Here is a 20,359-nt window from a genome sequence, read left to right as displayed (position 1 = left end):
AGAACAGGAAACGCAATGCAGCATGCTTGGCATATTGCAAAGCGCATTGCGGTCAACAAGTTAGTAAAAATTTATTTTTGTTAAATATCAACGTGTTAAGAAATTAAACCCCATGGCACAGAGCTTGCGATACCCCCCGCAGCAGCCGTTGCGCTGACATTAATATCGAGGGTACCGTTATGAAAAAACAAACCATTATCGCGATAACTGAGCGATTCATTGCCGCGCTTAGCCTTGTTTTTATCAGTCCACTACTTGCCGCGCACGCTGTTAAACAGCGCATCGCCAAAAAACCCTTTATCAAACGAGAAACAATATATCGCGCAAATGGTGGCACCACCGATGTCATCACCCTGAGCGAACGCAATACCTGGTCGCGCGCCCCCATGCTGTGGAATGTGGTGACTGGCGACATTGATCTTGTCGGCACACGCCCACGCTCGGCGGCCAGTCGTGCTGGCACAGACGCCCCCTTTTACCAACCGGGGCTGTTCTCACTCTACGAGTTACGCCGCATCTCCGGCCTGGATTTTATCGATGAACAACAGTGCAATGCGGAATTCGCGGAAAACTGCAGCTTAGGTCAGCGTCTCGCGATCTTCTTCCGAAGCCTGGCTGCCGCGACAATGTATCGCAATGAAACGCCACTGCGCGACTGCGACGCCTTTAACGTCTTCGGCGTTCGTATCGACAACTTCAGCATGGACAAAACCCTGGCTACCATTGCTCGCGACATTTTCAATGACGCTGGCACAAGCTATTTCTTTGCCAATGCGCATACACTCAATCAAGCCTATAACGATGCGACTTACCGACGCACACTGAACAACGCCGATTATTTGTTGCCGGACGGCAGCGGCATAGAGATCGCATGCCGCCGCAGCGGTATACATCGCAAAGGCAATATTAATGGCACGGATCTGCTGCCGCTCCTCTGCGAACAAATGGCGAGAAAGAATCAGCGTCTATTCATGCTCGGCGGCGAACCTGGTATTGCAGACAAGGCGATGAAGAATATCCAAAAGCGCGTCCCTCAATTAATCTCAGCCGGCTGTCATCACGGCTTCTTCGACAAGGATGACTGTGATGCTCTCATTGCCGAGATCAACAACAGTGGCGCCGATGTGTTGCTCGTAGGCCTAGGTCAACCGATTCAAGAGCAATGGCTCGCGGCGCATCGCGACAAAATTACCATTCCTGTCGCGATGGCTGTTGGCGGACTGTTCGACTTCTATGCAGAAAAGGTGTCAAGGGCACCCTTGTGGTTGCGCGAGTTAGGCATGGAATGGGTATGGCGGTTGAAAGAAGAGCCCAGCCGCATGTGGAAACGTTACGTTATCGGCAATCCCCTGTTTTTACTGAGGCTGCAAAGAAACACTGGCTCGGTAGCATAAGAAAAATGTATTACTGGCGGGGCGGGCGAACAATACAGCAATAAGTAAGAGCTTAACCGCCCCGCTCATGCCTTACCAGTACGGCGCAAGATGCACAGCGCCATGACAGCTTGCGCCTCACCATTCAACTTGCCTTGCATTTTGCAAACCAATTTAGAAAAGGCATTCTGCAATTTCCCCTCAATCAACCAGAACATCCTAAGCCATTGTTTTTAATGACTTTAACTAAGCCATTAGGTTTGGCACAAAGTCTGCAAGTTCCACGGCAATTACTCATGTGCACAGCGCCAAAGGATGCAGACAATGAAACACCAACAGACATGGACAGCAACGACAAAACTGCTCATCGCTTCACTAATTGCCATCGGCGTGAGCGGCTGCGCAGGCAATCCCGCTGGACGGCATCAGTCAGTGCACTCTTTCGACAATCAGGACCCCGCTCACATTGTGACCGATGAACACAGCCGCCGGCTCACTGACCGCTGTGAGGCGAACGCCACACACTTTGCAGGGGACCAAAGCTTCATCACCCCAAATACTCAGCTACCCAGTTCATTCCGCACCCCAGGTAGCCCGCGCAGCACTTTGACCCAAAGCCGTCGTTTATTGCCGTTATCACCAGGCGACAAAGTAGAAATTCGCATCCACGAAGGTGAGGAGTTCAGCGGTGAATATGTGGTGAACCACGATGGCAGTATTGAACTGCCCTACTTGCCGCCGATCACAGTGGTCGGACTGGATACTGAAGAAGTGGAAACCCGTTTGAGCCTTCAGTTGATAGAAAAACAAATCTTTCTGGCACACACCCTGCGCCTAAGCGTACGCCCCATGCAGTGGGCACCGGTAATGGTTACCGTGTCAGGAGCGGTGTTCCAGCCCGGGCGAGTGTTAATTAACGACTTATTACCGCAGCAAACCGATGAAAATAAAACCCGCATCACCGGCGACTACCCCACCAAACGCTTCCTTAGCGAGGCGCTGAGAGCAGCGGCGGGCGTAAGGCCCGATGCTCGCGTAGACAAAGTGATTTTAGTGCGCGATGGCTGGCAGCAGGAAATTAACCTAGCAGGGATTTTCTCTGGCCACCAAAGTCAGGATGTGCCGCTAATCGCTGGTGATCAAATCATCGTGCCCAGCGCTGGCTGCCTTCAGTCACAACTAATTCGCCCTACTCAAATCACGCCCAAAGGGGTTCGTGTGTTCATTTCAAACCTAACTGACACAGCCCGTAACAATGCCGCAGCTGCGGTGGGCAAATATGCCAGCAGTATGCCCTACGGCACGCGACTGCTGGAGGCGGTTGTATCGGGCAACTGTACTGGCGGTACACGGATGACCAACTCCTCGCGGTATGTCGTTTTAGTCGGCAAAAATCCGCTTACGGGACAGTCGGAAGTCATTGAACGCAATATCGAAGAGCTACTAAGAAACCCCGACGCACCTGGCCTCAACCCCTACCTATTGCCTAATGACACCGTAAGCTGCTATGACTCTACTTTGAATAATATCCGCGACATCGCTCGTGCGGTGGTAGAAATTGCGTCACCTTTTTCAATATTGCGCTAAGCGGAGACTTATAAGCAATGTCACCGACCATCGACCCACATCGCGCTCCCGTACCCTATAAGCGCACAGTCGACCGCCCGCGATGGACGCGCTACATCGTTATCGGCGTGCTTGCGATGCTCGCTATCTGGGGAATGGTGGTGCTCTATCTACTGTCGGCACCGCAGTACGTCAGTAAGTTTGCCTTTGTTCTGCCCGGCAAATCGGGCGGCGCTAAAGTCAACCTGCAGAGCATTGGCGAGGCCAGCACCAGTAGTGCTTCGCCCTTTGGCACGAAGGGCATAAACCCCCGCGTCAATTATAAAGAGATGTTGCTCAGTGACACCGTCATTGGTACTGCTGCAAAAGATCTGGAGATAGACTACGCAGACTTTGGCAAACCGGTCATCAAGCTCGTCGACGAAACCGCAATCATTCAAGTGGCCGTAAAAGGTGGCAGCCCCTCTGCTGCACAGGACAAATCGAAGGCGCTCGTAGACGCTTTCAACGAGCGAATTGCCGAGCTCCGAAAAGATGAACTTAAGCGCCGTGAAGAGGGTATCGCCCAAGCCTTGTCGGTATATCAACAACGCTTGGACGAGGCACAGCAAGCGCTAATCGATCACAAACAAACATCTGAATATGTATCGGGCCGACAGTATGAAGAATTGAGCATGCGCTTGGAGCGGATAAAGGAAAACCGCGTGAGCGCTCTGGCCGAAAGGGATCAAGTGAGTGGCTACGTCGCCCAACTAGCGCGCAACCTCGGCATTACCCCGCAACTCGCCGCCAGCGCCTTCATTCTCAATGCTGACCAACAGTTCCGCGACCATCTTGCCAATTATCAGACGGCCACCACAACACTCGCTGTATTTCGCAGCAAGTGGGGGGAAGGCCACCCTTCTGTGATTAAAGAAAACGCCAAACAGGAAAGTACACTCAAGGCCCTACAGCAGCGTAGCTTTACACTCGTCGGACATAGCGACATGAACACCATTAAATTAATAAGCTTAAATGAATCTGGAGAAAACGCCGGTTTATTCCAGGACTTGTTAATGTCGTTTGCAAAAATCGAAGGTCTGGTTGGCAAAATTAAGCAGCTCGATGGCGCCATTACTCAGCACGGCGTAAGCCTCAAGCGCTTTGCTGAAGAAGCGGCAACACTGGAAGAGCTCGAACGCAACTACGAGATTGCCGAGGCCGTCTATACTTCCGCTGTTACCCAGATAGACACGAGCAAAGCCGATATTTTTGCTTCTTATCCACTGGTTCAAGTACTCGCAGCGCCATCGCTGCCCAGCAAGCCAGCTTCTCCCAACAAAGTGCTCGCTGTTGTCGGCGGCGTAATGGGCAGTGGCATGGCCTTTTTCGGATTATTCCTGCTATGGAAGCGCAAGCAATTACTCCAAACAATATTATCGAAAAGTGGATTTGGTACGCTCTAATACTGACCTACCCATTCTACGTGCTCGGCGCCGTGTATATTGTTGCCCCCGTTCTGGGGTGGCTGCTACTTGGCTATTGGGCCTACAACTTGTGGCTCCCCGCACCGATGCGTGCGCGCAGCATTCAAACAGAGCCCCACCCGGTCGTCATCCTATGGATTGCGGGGATGTTAGTGATGGAAGTCGCGCTGGTATTCGGCCACTTCGACTTTTATCTCGGCATACCGGCGACGATTAAATCAACCATAGGCTGGGCAAAAGGCTGGGCTTTACTGGCCGTATTTATTCTTATCGGAGCTACCTTACCGATACGACCAGAGCTGATATACCGCGCCTGCTGCGTGATTTGCTTACACACGCTACTTCTTATCCCGTTGTTTGTTATCGCGGCCTACACGCCAATCCCCGGCACGATTTACATCTCGCCGTTAAAGGCAATAGGCGGCCCTGGGCCCGAGTTCTTCGAATTTCAGCTGTACGGCATTAACCCCGAATCTCTCGGTCCACGATGGCGATTTTTCACGCCCTGGGCACCTGCAGCTGGGCTGCTCGCCAATTTTTACCTTGTATTCGCGTTGAAAGAAAAAAATATTCGCTGGCGCTGGATTGGTATCGTGGGAAGCATTGCCATGGTACTGATGTGCCAATCTCGGGCCGGCTTGGTTGCCATGCTGTTCGTCTCCCCGGCCGTATTTTTCATCTCACGACTCAATTCACCTGCGCTCTGGTTAACTGGCGGCGTCGGCCTCGCCGGTATGGCCGTGATCGCAACGCAACTCATGGCATTCGCGGAATCATCGATCGAAGAGTTCAAAGCCGCCCGCGCTGGCTCTAGCCGCGTCCGCGCGGCGCTGGCGCGTATTGCTTTACAGCGCTGGCGCGACGAAGCGCCAATCTGGGGACACGGCGTTGTAGAGCGCGGCCCACACTTAGTGGAGTACATGCCTATCGGCTCCCACCACAGCTGGTACGGTTTGCTCTTTGTTAAAGGCATCGTCGGATTTTTCGCGCTGGCGATCCCCATGTTAGTTACCTTTGTATTGCTTATTGGCAAGGCGCAGCGCTGCGCAACTTCACAGGCTGCACTATGCTGCATCTTAATTCTTTTTATGTTTAGTTTTGGCGAGAACCTAGAAATCCTCGCCTACCTTTTTTGGCCCGCGCTGGTATTAATCGGTATCGCGTTCCGGTCTGACACTATCGCTAAAACAGTGGATCCCAACCAGTATGAAAAATTTTGATGCTCTGCTCGTCGGTTTTTATGGAATGCAAAATACCGGCGACGATATGCTCATGGCTGCCGCCGCTGCCGGGGCAAAGCAGCTATTCAGCGCAAGTAATATCGGCGCTACCGCGGCCAAAGACAGCGCCACCGGAAAGATCCAAGAGATCCAAGGGGTTCAAAGTAACGAGCAACGCTTTAAGGGGCAGGACCGTCTGCTGAAATACCTAGGCGCTTTGCGAAGCCGTCATATCATTATTGGAGGCGGCTCGGTATTCCATACCGCTAAAGATATCCAGCAAAAACGACACTACCTCAAACTGGCAAACTCGCGCCGCCATATCGCAGCCGGCGTTGGCCTGGGGCCGTTTGTCGACAGTGCGGCTGAAAAAGCCTGCGCCAAATTTCTTAATGAATGCCACTTCACCGGCCTACGAGATCGAGATAGCTTTGAAATTGCCCAGTGTATCGCCCCACAGGCCAATATTGCGCTTACGTTCGACCTCGCGCCTGGCCTACGTTTCGACCAGCCATTCCAAGGCGCTCTCTCCAGCGCAACTGACAACGCCATCGGTGTCGCGCTGTGCCCGGTAGAGCGTTTTCAGGGTCGTGCCGATCTCGAAACTCGTCGGCTCAAACAACTTGCGCAGGTGCTGCGCGAACACCACCAGCAAAGCGGCGCTGAAATCCGCCTCATCGACTTCAACGGTCATCCCGATATTGGTGACAACGCCGTTCACACCGAGCTCGCCGCCATGCTCAGCGGCTTGCCAGTGAAAATCATCCCCTATAACCCCAACCCCTACGCCGCCGTACATGAAATTAGCAAACTACGCGGCATTGTCGCCATGCGTCTGCACGCGGCGATCTTTGCCTTCCTTACGGGAACACCGTGTTTTAATTTGAATTACCACCCCAAATGTCACAACTGGTGTCGGGACATCGGCCAGCTCTCAAGCAACACGGCCGACAGCGGCAACATCGATAACGACGTCTTGCAGACTGCCCTTGCAAACATTTGGCAAGGAGATTATTCACCGCCATCGCTCAGCGTGCAGGACGCCTGTAATAAGGCCCAGAAAAACTGGAGACCACTGCCGTGAATCAATGCCTATTCTCCGTAGTGATCCCGCTTTACAACAAAGCTAGCCATATCGCCGACACAATCCAGTCGGTGTTGGCCCAGGATGAGCAGGACTTCGAAATTATTGTTGTCGATGATGGCTCTAAAGATAACGGCCCAGAAGTTGTCGAGCACTTGCAACAACAGGCTTCACAAATACGTTTAGTTACACAGGCCAATGGCGGTGTCTCGAAAGCTAGAAATACAGGAATCCGCGAAGCGAAGGGCCATTATCTCTGCTTCCTAGATGGGGACGACCTCTGGCATCCCGCTTTTCTCAGTGAGATCCGCCAGTTGATCAAGCGCTTCCCCGAGGCTGGCGCCTACTCCTGCGGCTATGCCCACCAATTCGCCGATGGTGAAAAGAAACCGGTTAAACCCCGCTTTAATCGCAAGCAACGCAAACAACGCCACTGCCTCTACGACTTTTTCGCAGTCGCCAGTCGCGGCGAGCTCCCTATAATGCCATCGAGCTGCTGTATTCCCCGCAAGATATTAGAGCAGTGTGGCGGCTTTCCTGAAGGCGAACCTATCGGCGAAGATCAAGACCTTTGGATACGCATTGCCTACCACTACCCCATGGCCTACTCGCATGAAGTGTATTGCTACTACTTGCAAGATGCGGAAAACCGCGCCTGCGTAGCAAATATTCCGAGTACGGAGTGCCCCTTTAGTCAAAGGCTGTTTCAGCACAGCAAATATAGCGACGATCCGCGCCGGCGAGACATGTTACGCCTGACCGCCAATCATTTACTCCACCTCGCGCAACTCAATATTCTCGCCGACAATCGAGATGCCGCACGTCAATTACTGGCAGACCAACGGTGCTGGATGCTCCCCAAAAGGTTGCTTAAGTGGCGACTGAAACTACGTATGAGTTCGAAAAGTTAAGGCGGGCTACGAAGGAAAAAAGCGCAAACACAGTGAATTACATTCGAAGGATGCGAACGCAGAAACAGGATCGATCTTATATTTAACGGAAGTCCTATATAAAACCGACTGGCAGGACGGTACCCACCGCCTACTTTTCGCCCGACAACATAGCTGCGGCTTCTGCCTCATAAGTACGTTTTACTGAAACATCCAAATAGCGCTCGGCCTTAGCTGCGGCCAAAACATGCTTCCCTGCATCGCGTGCACTCCGCGCATAGTGGTACCAAAAAGATTCCGGTTTTTCGAAATCCATCTCTTCCATTTTTTTAAACGCACGTAGAGCCTCTGTGTACTTACCGGTCTTTAACGCACTGGTCAACCGATAGAAATACTTGTGTTTATTCTCTTTTGGGCTATTCCAGTTATCCGATTCCAGTTCAAGCGATGCCATTTGCGTTTCGGTAAAGTGGTAGACCGTTTCAAACTTTTCATCTCGATACTGCACAGTAAATTGTGCGGTTAATGTGCGAGGTTTGTGGGACCAGTTTTGTACTATGCTTTTAACGTTCATCGAACGATAATAGGTTTCGGACTCGCTACGAAGCTCCCCTGCCTCTGATTGTCCAAATAAATTCCCAGTTAAGATTGCACCGTATGGTATCCCTGATTTGGTTTTATTTTCGATATTCCCTGTTGGGCGTTCGTTCTTATCTGTATAGCCAGCGTCGTACCACCCCGTTGTGCGACCAACGCAATACGGTATGTCAAATAGGCATGCGAACCAGCCGAAGACTGGCGTAAGTATAAATTTCCACTTCGGCGCATGATGCGTACGTTCTAAATTTTGATAGCGATCAAAACTATACTCTTCCAGCACATAATGCGTGTTTCGGGAGAAATGTAATTTCCCTTCACGCACACTAAAGTCAGTTAGCTCTATATTGCGAACATTGTCGTCCTTAGCTTTATAGTCTTTGTCCCAGCGGTGTTGCACGCCGACATATTCAGTTTTTAGCTCTTTATGGGCAGCGCACGCCTGCATTGCTAGCAGAACCGTCACACTAAAAAAGACTTTAGCGGCTTGTATTGCGATTTTACCCATGATTTTTTGGTCCCGTGATGCTGTTGGCTATAGTTTTGCTCGCTTCGTATTCACCTGCTGTGAATCTTCTTTTAACACCGTTTATACATGGGTTGTCGTCAGGTTAATCAATTACGCTGTAGACACAACTTTTTCTGGCGATAGCTATAGTGCTCTCGGCCACCGACTTTTTCACCGTCTGCCGTGTAGGCTTGCCGGGTACCACTGATCAGGTCGCCATCGTCGCAGCTTCCTTGTTCCCGCTCGTAGGATTCGCTACTAATATAGCGACCATCTTTTAGCGTAAAGTTGATTGGACTGCGAGCGAGCACTGTGCCACTTTCGTCGATAAGTTCAGCGCCTCTACCGTTTTTTACAATCGCTCGATCTAGGTCGTCAAAAGGCTCCGCGTCGCTGTATTGAAAATCGATCACCGTTTCGCCTTCAGAATTAATAAAGCCGTAGCGTCCGTCTTCACTTGCCAGTATTAGGCCTTGAGATGAGTAATAAGATGACCGAAGCTTAATATCATAGAGCCGTTTATGCTCTTCGCCGGTGGGGGTAATGGACAGAAGCCGGTCATTTTTTTTAACCAGTGCATAGCCATTTTTAAAGGCTGTTGCAGCGGAGTACTGCGCTTCTATTACGATATCACCGTCCAGTTTGTATCCGTAACGGCCATAGCGCTCAAAGGGTTTGAGTCTCTGAGATTTTGCGAGGCATTCTTGTGTTCTCGCTAATAGCGTTGTCAGTTTATCCGGCGTCTCTTCAATACAGGTTTTGATACTGCGCTTAGCGAGAAGATATTGTCTGGCCAAAGCGTTATTTTTACTTTGAGATTGCTTGTCGTTGTTTTCAATGTCGCGTTCCATTGCGTCCAGAGCCGAACGATCATCGGCCAACTTGCTGATCTGTGTAAGCTGCGCATCAAATGTGGCGTCATTAAATAGGGCGTCTATGTCATCAACAACTACGGGGCTTGTTTCGGTGTCACGCTTTTTGAAGGCTCTTTCACGATCGGCTAAACGTTTTTCTTGTATGAAACGTTTCATTGGCCATACATTGACTTCCCCTTTTTCGATGGCGACCCATCGCAGCCAATTCTGCTCCAATGCCGATGCTTCGATAACGGACTGGTGGTAGATTTTTTCGGCGGAATCGGCATCTAGGTAATCAGGTTTGCGCACAGCGCGAAGATTAAATTGGGACTGCAAGCCGTTTGTAAATGTGTTTTTAAGATCGGTGCGGATCAATTTCCCCCAAGCAGGGCTCCCAGTGACCGTATAACTCCATTTGTTGCTGCCGGGTTCACCGAGATAGCCGGGATCGCAGGGGATGGCAGTAGAGCCGCCTTGGCCTATTTTAAATATAAGCTGCACTGAAAAAAGACGTGCTTCTTTTAGTGAATCAGTAGGAAAATAGTTTGCAGGGTAGCTTTCGCCGTTGATGTGGGCTGATTGAATCGACCATTTCGCGCGACATGCGATAAGTGGCTCGCCCATAAGCATATCCGCAGCAAATTCAGGCTGGATTTTGATGCGTAAATAATCGTCGCTGTTGTACGAATAAACGTCCGCAACAATCGGCTTGATTGCTGCGTAGGCTGGCCCCGCAGATAAAACTATAAGAAATACTGAGAAAAACCATGAACGCATAGGTGAGGATCCGTCCTTCGAGCCGCAAGGTGCTGGCTTGGCATGCTGAATTGCATAAAGGACGACAATATAACGAATAGGATAGCAAATCCACCTATCCTCTCCACCGGGGTTTTAGTATGACGCGGCTTGTGTCAGCGCCGATGGCTGTTACTTGATTAGATTTTCTTACTTTCCCCTACAAGCTGTCGCAGGTTGCGCTGGGCGACATCGAAACTAAACTGTAGCCACAGGCAAATACCCAGTAATTTAAAACCGTCTTCGATCACCAATGCAGCCAATTGCTGCCCGTCTAAAAAACTGTCACTAAGCACAGAGATTGCCCAGCAAATCACGGCAGGCAACGCGAAGAACAGTGACCCGGCTATCGCCTGTCGGAACAGCATCAATACCCCAATGACTACCGCCCCAATCAGCATCTGGGTCAACACCTCTGGAATACCAAATACCTGCAGAAATAAGCCCTCGTGCAAGAGAAATGCGTCATCGAGCAGCAGCAATAAACTACAGCAACCCAACCAAAAACTGGCACTGGTTCGCCGCCTACCCGCACCAAGATGTTTACGCAATGACACTGCCAACAAGGACATACCCACCGCTATTGCCAGCAATACATTTCCCAGCGTGGACAGTGCGCCGATCAGCCAGCCGCGCTTGGCACTCAACGCCGCATCATCGCTAATTTCAGCCAGGTTTAACCCCGTATGATGACTTGCGAGCAGCGCCAACAGCAGCGCTCCAAGGCTCATTACTAGCGGCAAGAGCAACCGCCCAATACTGGGCATCTCTAGCACGCGACGCCTTTTTATCACTAATTTCGTCGTCACCATGATATTAAGCTATCGCCGCCATCAAGCGATTTTCCAGAGCGTGATAATAGTCATTAGGCAGGCAGCTCAGCAGCACAGTGCACCCGGTAGTCACGGTGGTCCGTCCAAACTCCCTCAGCAAAATGCTGGGGTTGGAACGGTATGCCATAGTCAGTAATTTACGTGCACTGGCGCCATCACGCGATTGTACCGCCCGGCGAGCCAGGTAGCGGTATTGATACGCGCGGGCCAGAGATTCCCACTTACCAATGAATTCGGCATCAATCCGGCGGTTGCACTCAACTGAGCGTTCCCAGGACGCCAGCTGGTTTTGCCAGTTGGCCGACAGCCCCTCGCCATTAACGCGGTAGAGCGTCAGAGCCTGGTCGATTCCTGCAAAGCCCCAGTCTGTCGACAGGGCAATACGCAGCCAGCATTCAACATCCTCAGACTGACGAAAACTCTCATCAAAAAACATGGCACCGTAATGCCCCTGTTCAGGGCGGATAAACTCGATATCTTTTAAGGCTTGGCGGCGAATAACTGGCGCAGAGCCATTGCCTACTGGGTTGCGACAAAAAATATCCGCCGCCGTCACGCCCTCGCACTTTGGTGTTTGCCCGACACTCATGAGGGCGCCGCTTTCATCCATAAACTGAGAGGCACTGTAACTCACACCCACTGAAGGGTTCGCGCGTAAATGCCCGACGTGAAGCTCGAGTTTTTCTGGTCGCCACATATCGTCTGAATCGAGAAATGCGATGTATTCGCCACTGGCGCGACAAACCCCGGTATTTCGTGCTCCCGCCAACCCGCGATTACGCTGGCGCACCAACTTCACCCTCGGGTCCTCACAAGCATTAATAATGTCAGCACAGTTATCCGGCGAACCATCGTCAACCGCGATTACTTCAAAGTTCTTGTAGGTCTGCGCCAAAACCGAATCCAGACAGTCCTGTAGATATGCCGCAGCGTTGTACATCGGAATCACCACACTCACCAGGGGAGCGCCGGTGCGCGCTTCGACTACCGCAACGTTTTTTGTGTCTTCTAGAAATGTCATGTTCAGCACCTTCAGTGAAAGAGTTTATCGCTGCGAGTTAATTAGTAGGCGCCACTGCCGCGCAGCACCGCCGGAATGGTTTGCAGGGTAATGCGTAGGTCAGCAAACAAGCTGCACTCGCGGATGTAACGGAGATCCAGGTCGATCTGCTCTTCAAAACTTAGATCGGCTCGGCCTGATACCTGCCACAAGCCTGAAATACCTGGCAGTGCAGCAAGACGCTGGCGATCATAATCACTGTATTGTGCGACTTCTTCTTGCAGTGCGGGACGCGGACCAATCAATGACATTTCACCGCGAAGCACGTTAAGCAGCTGAGGTAGTTCATCAATAGACAGCTTGCGAATAATGCGGCCAGTGCGAGTCACCCGAGGGTCATTAACAAATTTCTTGCAAACCCCGTCCCGGTCGCTTTCCATCTCTGCAACGGCGGCATGCAACTTGGCGTCAGTCGTCATTGAGCGGAACTTGATCATATTGAACAATTTGCCGTCTTTACCCACTCGTTGCTGACGAAAGAACACCGGACCGCGGCTTTCAACGCGAACGGCCAGTGCAGTCACGATCAGTAGAGGCGACAAAGCGAAAAGGAGCAGGCTGCTGAGTACGATATCGTATCCGCGCTTATAGCCTCGGCGGAGAAACTGCTTAACGCCTAAATCGATAGACGAAAACCATGTCGCGAAAAGAAGCGCGAAAACGCTGTTAACTTGTTGTTTAATCGCTTGCATGTCGGTAATCCCGTTGAAGTTTGCTTTCACTCGAAATTGCAACCGGTATGCCAACAGCAAAAATTATTTTAACCTATTGTTTTTAAAGTAAATTTAAAAGTTATTAGAAATAGACCTGAGGCTCAATGGAGTAATGATTTGCAAAATGCTATGCGAACTAATTTGTTAATTTAGGAAAAATGTGGAGTGATAAATATTGAAAGGAAGGCGCTGTACCAATCAACGCCACGGACTGCCACGGTAAGAGACCGGCTCAACCAGCGGCAAGCTCCGCATTGACATCCACTCGCTCGCTGCGGCTGATGACGATCAATAGCAGGCCCGCACCGACGACATAGCAGGCAATCATTGCTAGCGCGACCGCCTGCGCTCCCAGCACACTCACTGCCGCTATCACCAGGCAAAACATGATGGTGAAAACCATGGCAGCTTGATTTTCGCTACGCAGCTGGTCAGCCGCCCGAAAATACATACTCGCTGACTCAAACACCATACGAGGGATCGCCGACAAACACAGCGCCACTATCAGCATGCTTGCGGGCGCCCATTGTTGACCAAACAGCAGGGGAACATAAACCGGCGCCAACAATGCCTGGCAAAGTATTAAGGGAGCTATGAATTTCATCGCGGTTAATAAGCTAGAGAAATAACTTTTACCCAATGCTTCGCCGGCGCGGCGAGCATCGCAAAGCTTTGGCAGCAACGCCGTGTTGAAGCCATTGGTAAGCGACAGACTAATCCCCAACCCCGCATTGCGCGCAAAGGCATATAAGCCGAACATGTCAGCGGGCAAGAGCCGGCCGAGAATAAACATATCGAATTGATTGCGGCCATTCTTTAAACACTCAGCAAGTAGAACTCCACCGGAGTAGCGTCGAGCTTTGCGCAACTCTCTCCACGAGAACTGAAAACGAGGCAACCAAGGCACGCGACGATTAATTACCGCTACCCAGAGTGCCGCAGCGAATAACTTAGGCCAAATAACTGACCATACCCCGAAACCACTCAGGGCGAGTACCGCACAGAGTATATTGTCCAGGGTTACCGTTGCCCCCATGATCAACCCCGCCTCTTTCATGCGACTGTCTCGCTGAAGCAGGTTGAACTGCACCATGGCAAAGGGGTAGATCAGGTGGCTAAATGAAAGGGCTTTTAGTAGCGACTCAAGTACCGGCGCATTATATAGCTCTGCGATCAATGGCGCGGCGAAAAACTGCAGACCGAACATCACTACACCGATGGCCAGGTTCAGCCAGAATACCGTTTGTGTAACGATCGTCAGCTTCGCTTGCTCCGCCTTTAAAATAAGATTACCAACACCGTTGGCGGCGAGGATGCGGACAATTTCCGCCGAGGCAACAGCTAGGGCGGCGATACCGTAGTCCTGAAGACTCAGATAGCGAGCCAAGATAAGGGTCGTCAACAGCCGTGATACACGAACCATCAACTCACCCGTGGCGAGCCAACTCAGACTTTTTATAAAGCTATTACCTGCAGACATGCCGCCATCCCGATGTATTGATTTTCATAATGGGAAGGACAAAGCAATAGTCGGGCCAGCAGAGACAGGTAGGGCAATGCGCAGCGAAAGTGCTCTAAATTCGGGGCCTTGCCGCAAAAAAACCCTGAACCTTAATCTATTGAGCTTCTCTCATTGCATTTTGCAATGCATTATGAAGAGCATTTACGGTCGCCCCTGGCCTTCACGGCCTGCGCTTGGGGCAAACTGAAAGCGCTGACCATCCCCAGCCGCTACGTCCACCGCATCGCGGTAGTGTGAGCCTGCGACCGCCGCACTGCCGTGACCTGCCCGCAAACCACTGTAGTAATACCCCTGATCTAAGGAGCCCACCGCTTCTGCAATATCGTCAGCCTCGGCTATCTGAGCATCGCGCATACTCGTCCACCCCACCCCTGCGCCGGTGGCGAGTAAAGCGGTAAACGCGGCAATTTCTGCACTCACAACCCCAGCCTGAGCTTTCTTCACCCAACCCCTATGTACCGCCTTTTTCATAGACATTCTCCTCAGCCTCCGGCTGGGCACGACACCCCGCCCAAGAAAAGGCTAAAGATATACGTTAGGAGAATATCAACATCGAAGCGATACGTGCTAACCGAGGCTAGCTCACGGCGTTTCACTCCGTGGTGCGGTATAAATCCAATTCCCCGAGCCAGCGCTGGACTGTGTCGACACATCTGCAGGTAAGCTCATGGTGAACGGCGCTTGAAACAACTCCAATGCGTTTAACGACGCATCATCAGGATGGGGGACGGGTTCCGCTAGGGCAAAATTCAAACTTGCCAGGCACTTGAGATCAGCCGGGGCCAATCTGAGGGGCGGCGCAGCAAGGATGATTTCCGCTCTCTCCACGAGAGTGGCCGTCAACGTGTTGTCCTCAGTAATATTCAATAAAGAGTTATACACCAACAAGTAAACAACCGTGTCGACAATATTACCGGATTCCAGTGCCGCACCAATCGGGCAGCATATTTTCCCAATTTCAGGCCGCACCAGCGGCCCGCCATTTACTACTGCTATCGTTTTACCAATGACATTATCGTTGTTAATTTGTGCAAACACTCGGTCAGCCAGTGATTCAATATCAGCGAGATAAATATCTAACACATCCCCCTTACTTTCATAACCAGAGGGGCATTCACAGGGAATAGCATCGACAACGGTTGTGCTAACCAGACAATCGGTATGCGGTTCGGTCGGGCCACCGCCATCAAAAGCCTCACACGGCGAGCCCGCCACGACTTTCTGAGAAACATAGCGTGAACGAATTTCTGCTGAATCCACCGGGCACGCTTGAGGCGCTTGGCGATACAAAAAGCCTTGGATGCCATCTGGCGAGCTGCCAATAGCGTAGGTCGGGCCACTTTGCAGGGCATAGATATACCCCACCGAACCGCCTCCCAAATTACCGTCTAAGCCGCGGCTATCTGTCAGTTCATCACTGGGTGCTTTGATGCAGGGTGTGCCAGTGCAATTGGCCTCAGAATAATAGACAGGTTCCCGGCCGGTAAAGCGATCATCGCGCACGCCGATCAACGCGCGATAATTACGGTGCTCTGGGTCGGGCGCCAATGGCGGTACAGATCGGTCGATATAGGGAATACGGGGCGCCTCGTGCTCGTCGTAATCGACGGCCGGGCCTAATATAACGCCATTGGCATCACTGATTAGCGCGACCGAACCCGCCCTATCTGCACTGTAATCACGCAGTGCATCGCGGATCGCAACAATGCCGGCGAACGACCCGATAATTAATATGGTCGTGATCAGAATGAGTTCCACCGTAATGATAAACCCCCCTTGCCGCTGGCGTAACCGGCGGCGGTTGGCTGTATCTTTTCTTGGCGTCGGCATGCTTCTCATAATCACCCTGTCAAAATAAGTCTTTCATCATCTGCAATACCTCATAGACCTGAGATCCGGCAGGGAAAAGTACCAGCACAACGAACATTGGAATACAAACCAGTAACATTGGCAGCATGGCTTCCATAGACTTTCGATTCACCAGTTCGGTGCCCAACTGTGTTTGCTTGGCCCGCAGAAGCTCCGCTTGAGCGGCTAAGGTTTCCGCCACCGGCGAGCCAACCTGAAAACCCACGCGTAACACGGCGGCAATTTTTTCAAGGTCTTCAACGCCGGTTCGCTGCGCAAGTTTTGCGAACGCTTCATCACGGCCGCGTCCTGCTTCAATTTCTTTACTAAGCAAAGAGATCTCTTGTGACAAGGGGTTTTTATTCCCTAAACCGTACTCAGCGGCTTGGTCAAAAGCCTTACCCAAGCTCATTCCTGATTTAAGATAGACCACCAGCAAGTTAACGAAGAAATTCAGCGACCGCCTAATCTGCTGACGACGCTTGCGTCGAACCATTAACAACCAAACATCAAACACAAAAAATAATGCGACGGCGACCGCCGCCAACAACCACAGCGCTACCTGCCCAGCACTCAGTTCCAGCAGTAATGTAGGCCCAAGCAGCAGCAGCGTGAATTTCAGCAGCCAATAGCTGAGCCGCATCGTTTTTGGCGCCAGACCCGCTTGCCGAATGCGCTTACTCGGATAAAGGCTAAAGCGCTGCTGTTCTTCAAAATCAACCTCTGTATCGTCACCGAGGTCTTGACTCGCGGCACGCAGCCGAAAAGCAATGTAGGCAATGCCGATCAGTAACGATACAAAAACAAAGTCGATCCACCAGCTGTCATTCACAACTCAGCCCTCAGCAAACGGCGCAACCATAAATACCCACCAACCTGAAGCAATACTGCCACCATTAAATAACTACCGCCGTTCGGGTTAGTGCTCAGTGGCTCAAACCAATCGGGCTGTTTCCACATAAACACGGGTACGAGCAGATACGGCAGGGCGCCGGTGAAGATGGCCGCGTAGCGGGCACCGGAGAGCTGGCCGCTAATCATGATTCGCATGCGAATCTGGTCGCGTACCAGCACCGTCACGGAGCTGATTAGCAAGCCGAAATCACTGCCTGAATGCCACTTGGCAACCAGTGCTTGACTGAATAAGCGCACCGCCTCGGTATCGTAGCGGCTGCGAATTCGCTCTACCGCTTTCTCTACACTCAAACCGTAGTCAAGGCGCGCAACTATTTCGTTGAGTTCGCGCTTTACGGCACCCTTAGAGGAGTCAGCGGCAACCTGCAAAGCTTGTCGTGGGGGCAGTCCACCTTGAATCGCTGCGTAGACAAGATCTAAAGCATCGACGAGTTTTTCTTCAAACTTTCGACGCAGCATCTGGCTGATATCAGCCAGCATAAAGAAGCTCATTATCGTCACAGCTACAGCGGCTATCACAGCCACCCACAGCGCATTGGGGAACAATTCCAATACGACAAAAAACACACAGCAACTAATGGCAACCGTGACCAACACGAATACAAAGGGCTCTATGCGCAAGTTCAATGTGCGCATATTTGCTCGCATTGGCGAACGGATTTCACTGCCGTCAGTATCAGGGTCTGCTAGCGCATCACTGTCGGCCTGCAATGGCGCAGGTAATAACTGGCGGTAGGCGACGACTGCGGCGACAAGCACCGCAAAAATCAGTAGCCCCCATTCGATCAGATTAATCCAGGGCACCGGTCACCTCGCTCGCCAAAAATGGCAGCACAACCGAAAAACCCCGTGCAGCGACATGATCTAAAAAATGCATTGGCGCGCCCGTGTATTCGTGGCACCCACGTATCACTGCATCCTGCTCGACCGCAGCGGTTTTAAAATTAAACAGTGGCGTCACGCCCAGTTCGCCATCGTTACTATGCACCTCTCCCATACTGACAACACGGCGAGAACCATCGCGAAATCGCACCACATGCACGACCAGCTGAATCGCTGAAGCAATCATCTCGCGTACCGACTCTCTGGGAATATCGGCATCGCTCATTAGCGCCAGGGACTCCAGTCGGCGCAGTACATCAGAAAGGCTATTAGCATGTACGGTGGTCAAACTGCCTTCGTGGCCTACGTTCATCGCCTGCAGCATATCCATCACTTCACCGCCGCGGACCTCGCCAACAATAATCCTGTCGGCGCGCATCCGCAGCGCCGTACGAACCAGCTCGCGTAAACTGATGCTTCCTCGCCCTTCCATGTTACCTGCTCTTGATTCCAGGGGAATCACATGGGGATGGCTCAGGCGTAATTCGGCCGTTTCTTCTATGGTGACAATACGTTGATTCTCGGGAATGCTTTTCGAAAGTAAATTCAACAGTGTGGTTTTTCCCGCTGCGGCACTACCCGCCACCACCACGTTTACACCCGCGTTCACCGCCAGCTTCAAGGTGTCCAACATGTCTTGACTAAGGAAACCACTCTCCACCAACTGCGCTTCATCAAGCTGCTCGCAGCGAAAACGCCGAATTGAGACGATCGCTCCCTTGGCGCAAAGCGGCGGAATCACCGCGTGCAGACGGCTACCATCGGCCAGTCTTGCGTCGACCATCGGGTTGCTAGCATCAAGGTGCCTACCCTGAGCACCGACAATACGATCGAGAAATCGGCGCAAGTGACTGTCGTCATCAAAGCGCACTGCGGTCTTTTGTAATTGACCACCTCTATCCACCCACACCTCATAGGGCCCATTCACCATAATATCGGTGATGTCATCTTCCATCATCAAGCCCGCCAAGGGGCCCAAGCCGCCGAGCTCTTCCAGAATTTCCTGCTCAAGCTGGAGGCGCTGGCTATCGGAAACCGCTATGCCACGCTCTTCTTCTAGGTCTTCAAGAATGTCGGCAAGGCGGACTCGAACTTGCTCAATATCCCCTAAGATATCGGCGCCGCCATCATCTAAAGAATCGATCAAACGTTTATGAACAAACGTGCGCAAGCGACGCTGGTAGTCTTCGCTATTGTTACTTGGCGCCGTATTTTTGCTTTTATCTGTGCTGCGTGGCGAACCAAACATTATCCCTTCCTCTACCAGTAGTTGCCGCTAAAGCCGCAGCAACACTTTCTTGCGAGCCAATCCGCTTACCATTTCCACTTCTCGGTGGGTTGCCGCTGGCCGCACCGCCAACTTCTCACCGCGAGCACTGTGCAACACTAAACTCACCTTATCACTCTTACCGATACTGGCAAGCGGATAAACATGCTGCGGATACACCGCCACCACCAGTGATGCCACGTTTGCACCGCCAGCCGTTGCCGAACGGTCCTTCGGGAGCAAGCTCATTACATCACCGCTATTGTTTTTCGCGGCAGCCCCATTTCGCATAACGCCGATCAGGCGGACATCAGTTGCCACGGTATGCACACCGTGACGATTTCTTACCAATACATCTAAACGATCGCCACCACGCAATTGCGCGAAGGGAATACTGGTGGGATCTGGTTTAAGCGTATACAGCACACGGCCTTCAGGTACAGCCTGGGCCAAGGTTGGACGCTTCGGCACAGCCAGCTCACTGGCATTAAACGTCTCACCGTCGCGCTTATTTTTCGTGAGTGTTTTTCCGATAATTTGGCGCGGATCAATAATTGCGTGGCTAGTGTCTTTTACCTTCGCCTCGCGAAGTAGAGCACGAGTAACCATTTGCCCTGCCGGAATATCGCCACCTGCCACCCAGGCGGTCTCAGTATTCAATCGGTCTATCTGTCTCAGGCCGAGAACTGAGGCCAGCATGCTTGACGCGAAGAATAAGACAATGGAGCCAGTCGCGCTTCCTGTTAATTTCCTCTTCATGCTGCACCTCTAATTTCTTTACAGTTTATCTACGTTGATTGATTCGTGGCGGCCGGAAGGCCGCCACTTCGTTCTTTATGATTACAGAGTCGGTACAGCAGGCGCCGCATCAGTTGAGTAAGCACCGGTCGGTGCAATCCCCCGAACACCTTCGATACCATCTGACGTCACGAAGCTGAATGATGCAGCGTCGCCAGCGTTAAG

The 20,359-nt window shown here is 51.8% G+C and carries 18 protein-coding genes; 6 read left to right on the top strand and 12 right to left on the bottom strand.

Annotated features, from left to right (window positions below; all coding sequences use genetic code 11):
- The first annotated feature begins 179 nt into the window (after positions 1–179).
- From H573_RS18170 to H573_RS18150, 6 genes are all read left to right on the top strand, one after another.
- On the top strand, positions 180–1,394 hold the full coding sequence (locus tag H573_RS18170; protein ID WP_051171292.1) for a WecB/TagA/CpsF family glycosyltransferase: 1,215 nt from the start codon (positions 180–182) through the stop codon (positions 1,392–1,394).
- 303 nt (positions 1,395–1,697) lie between these two features.
- Complete coding sequence (locus tag H573_RS0112955) at positions 1,698–2,960, top strand: polysaccharide biosynthesis/export family protein (RefSeq protein WP_161624268.1); 1,263 nt, start codon at positions 1,698–1,700, stop codon at positions 2,958–2,960.
- A 17-nt stretch (positions 2,961–2,977) separates the two neighbouring features.
- Positions 2,978–4,384, top strand: coding sequence for a GumC family protein (locus H573_RS18165; protein ID WP_051171291.1), 1,407 nt, complete (start codon positions 2,978–2,980; stop codon positions 4,382–4,384).
- Positions 4,324–5,625, top strand: a complete 1,302-nt coding sequence (locus tag H573_RS18160; protein WP_051171290.1) for an O-antigen ligase family protein — start codon at positions 4,324–4,326, stop codon at positions 5,623–5,625. Before H573_RS18165 ends, H573_RS18160 begins: the two co-directional genes overlap by 61 nt.
- On the top strand, positions 5,612–6,709 hold the full coding sequence (locus tag H573_RS18155; protein ID WP_051171289.1) for a polysaccharide pyruvyl transferase family protein: 1,098 nt from the start codon (positions 5,612–5,614) through the stop codon (positions 6,707–6,709). Before H573_RS18160 ends, H573_RS18155 begins: the two co-directional genes overlap by 14 nt.
- Positions 6,706–7,620, top strand: a complete 915-nt coding sequence (locus H573_RS18150; RefSeq protein ID WP_161624267.1) for a glycosyltransferase family 2 protein — start codon at positions 6,706–6,708, stop codon at positions 7,618–7,620. The genes H573_RS18155 and H573_RS18150 overlap by 4 nt, the downstream gene beginning before the upstream one ends.
- A 130-nt stretch (positions 7,621–7,750) precedes the next feature.
- Here the strand turns inward: H573_RS18150 and H573_RS0112930 are convergent, their stop codons facing one another.
- From H573_RS0112930 to H573_RS0112875, 12 genes are all read right to left on the bottom strand, one after another.
- A complete protein-coding gene (locus H573_RS0112930) occupies positions 7,751–8,704 on the bottom strand; it encodes a tetratricopeptide repeat protein (RefSeq protein WP_027874648.1) in 954 nt (317 codons plus the stop codon).
- A 107-nt stretch (positions 8,705–8,811) separates the two neighbouring features.
- A complete protein-coding gene (locus tag H573_RS0112925) occupies positions 8,812–10,338 on the bottom strand; it encodes a WG repeat-containing protein (protein ID WP_027874647.1) in 1,527 nt (508 codons plus the stop codon).
- Positions 10,339–10,496: 158 nt separating this feature from the next.
- Positions 10,497–11,087 (bottom strand): hypothetical protein, encoded by a 591-nt coding sequence (locus H573_RS0112920; RefSeq protein ID WP_154653899.1) that lies wholly within the window; start codon positions 11,085–11,087, stop codon positions 10,497–10,499.
- Between the two features lie 85 nt (positions 11,088–11,172).
- Positions 11,173–12,210, bottom strand: coding sequence for a glycosyltransferase family 2 protein (locus H573_RS0112915; protein ID WP_084498068.1), 1,038 nt, complete (start codon positions 12,208–12,210; stop codon positions 11,173–11,175).
- A 41-nt stretch (positions 12,211–12,251) separates the two neighbouring features.
- Positions 12,252–12,941, bottom strand: a complete 690-nt coding sequence (locus tag H573_RS0112910; RefSeq protein ID WP_036256813.1) for a sugar transferase — start codon at positions 12,939–12,941, stop codon at positions 12,252–12,254.
- Between the two features lie 253 nt (positions 12,942–13,194).
- A complete protein-coding gene (locus H573_RS0112905) occupies positions 13,195–14,442 on the bottom strand; it encodes an oligosaccharide flippase family protein (protein ID WP_027874643.1) in 1,248 nt (415 codons plus the stop codon).
- 183 nt (positions 14,443–14,625) lie between these two features.
- Positions 14,626–14,955 carry a hypothetical protein gene (locus tag H573_RS19115; RefSeq protein ID WP_051171287.1) on the bottom strand — a complete coding sequence of 110 codons (330 nt, stop codon included), beginning with the start codon at positions 14,953–14,955 and terminating at the stop codon, positions 14,626–14,628.
- A 111-nt stretch (positions 14,956–15,066) separates the two neighbouring features.
- Complete coding sequence (locus H573_RS18140; protein WP_051171286.1) at positions 15,067–16,314, bottom strand: hypothetical protein; 1,248 nt, start codon at positions 16,312–16,314, stop codon at positions 15,067–15,069.
- Positions 16,315–16,333: 19 nt separating this feature from the next.
- Positions 16,334–17,164, bottom strand: a complete 831-nt coding sequence (locus H573_RS0112890) for a type II secretion system F family protein (protein ID WP_027874642.1) — start codon at positions 17,162–17,164, stop codon at positions 16,334–16,336.
- Positions 17,161–18,051: a type II secretion system F family protein gene (locus H573_RS0112885; RefSeq protein ID WP_027874485.1), complete on the bottom strand. Its 891-nt coding sequence runs from the start codon at positions 18,049–18,051 to the stop codon at positions 17,161–17,163. The genes H573_RS0112890 and H573_RS0112885 overlap by 4 nt, the downstream gene beginning before the upstream one ends.
- A complete protein-coding gene (locus tag H573_RS0112880; protein ID WP_084498049.1) occupies positions 18,038–19,378 on the bottom strand; it encodes a TadA family conjugal transfer-associated ATPase in 1,341 nt (446 codons plus the stop codon). The genes H573_RS0112885 and H573_RS0112880 overlap by 14 nt, the downstream gene beginning before the upstream one ends.
- 27 nt (positions 19,379–19,405) lie before the next feature.
- On the bottom strand, positions 19,406–20,155 hold the full coding sequence (locus tag H573_RS0112875; protein ID WP_084498048.1) for a CpaB family protein: 750 nt from the start codon (positions 20,153–20,155) through the stop codon (positions 19,406–19,408).
- Positions 20,156–20,359 lie beyond the last annotated feature (204 nt).

Source organism: Neomelitea salexigens DSM 19753, from assembly GCF_000422345.1.
Lineage (GTDB): Bacteria > Pseudomonadota > Gammaproteobacteria > Pseudomonadales > Spongiibacteraceae > Spongiibacter > Spongiibacter marinus_A.
This window is presented reverse-complemented; position numbering and strand designations above follow the sequence as displayed.

Bases quoted from the DNA above. Each gene is read 5' to 3' on its own strand.
- H573_RS18170 (WP_051171292.1), top strand. From the start codon at position 180: ATGAAAAAACAAACCATTATCGCGATAACTGAGCGATTCATTGCCGCG.
- H573_RS0112955 (WP_161624268.1), top strand. From the start codon at position 1,698: ATGAAACACCAACAGACATGGACAGCAACGACAAAACTGCTCATCGCT.
- H573_RS18165 (WP_051171291.1), top strand. From the start codon at position 2,978: ATGTCACCGACCATCGACCCACATCGCGCTCCCGTACCCTATAAGCGC.
- H573_RS18160 (WP_051171290.1), top strand. From the start codon at position 4,324: ATGGAAGCGCAAGCAATTACTCCAAACAATATTATCGAAAAGTGGATT.
- H573_RS18155 (WP_051171289.1), top strand. From the start codon at position 5,612: ATGAAAAATTTTGATGCTCTGCTCGTCGGTTTTTATGGAATGCAAAAT.
- H573_RS0112930 (WP_027874648.1), bottom strand. From the start codon at position 8,704: ATGGGTAAAATCGCAATACAAGCCGCTAAAGTCTTTTTTAGTGTGACG.
- H573_RS0112925 (WP_027874647.1), bottom strand. From the start codon at position 10,338: ATGCGTTCATGGTTTTTCTCAGTATTTCTTATAGTTTTATCTGCGGGG.
- H573_RS0112920 (WP_154653899.1), bottom strand. From the start codon at position 11,087: ATGAGCCTTGGAGCGCTGCTGTTGGCGCTGCTCGCAAGTCATCATACG.
- H573_RS0112915 (WP_084498068.1), bottom strand. From the start codon at position 12,210: ATGACATTTCTAGAAGACACAAAAAACGTTGCGGTAGTCGAAGCGCGC.
- H573_RS0112910 (WP_036256813.1), bottom strand. From the start codon at position 12,941: ATGCAAGCGATTAAACAACAAGTTAACAGCGTTTTCGCGCTTCTTTTC.
- H573_RS0112905 (WP_027874643.1), bottom strand. From the start codon at position 14,442: ATGTCTGCAGGTAATAGCTTTATAAAAAGTCTGAGTTGGCTCGCCACG.
- H573_RS19115 (WP_051171287.1), bottom strand. From the start codon at position 14,955: ATGAAAAAGGCGGTACATAGGGGTTGGGTGAAGAAAGCTCAGGCTGGG.
- H573_RS18140 (WP_051171286.1), bottom strand. From the start codon at position 16,314: ATGCCGACGCCAAGAAAAGATACAGCCAACCGCCGCCGGTTACGCCAG.
- H573_RS0112880 (WP_084498049.1), bottom strand. From the start codon at position 19,378: ATGTTTGGTTCGCCACGCAGCACAGATAAAAGCAAAAATACGGCGCCA.
- H573_RS0112875 (WP_084498048.1), bottom strand. From the start codon at position 20,155: ATGAAGAGGAAATTAACAGGAAGCGCGACTGGCTCCATTGTCTTATTC.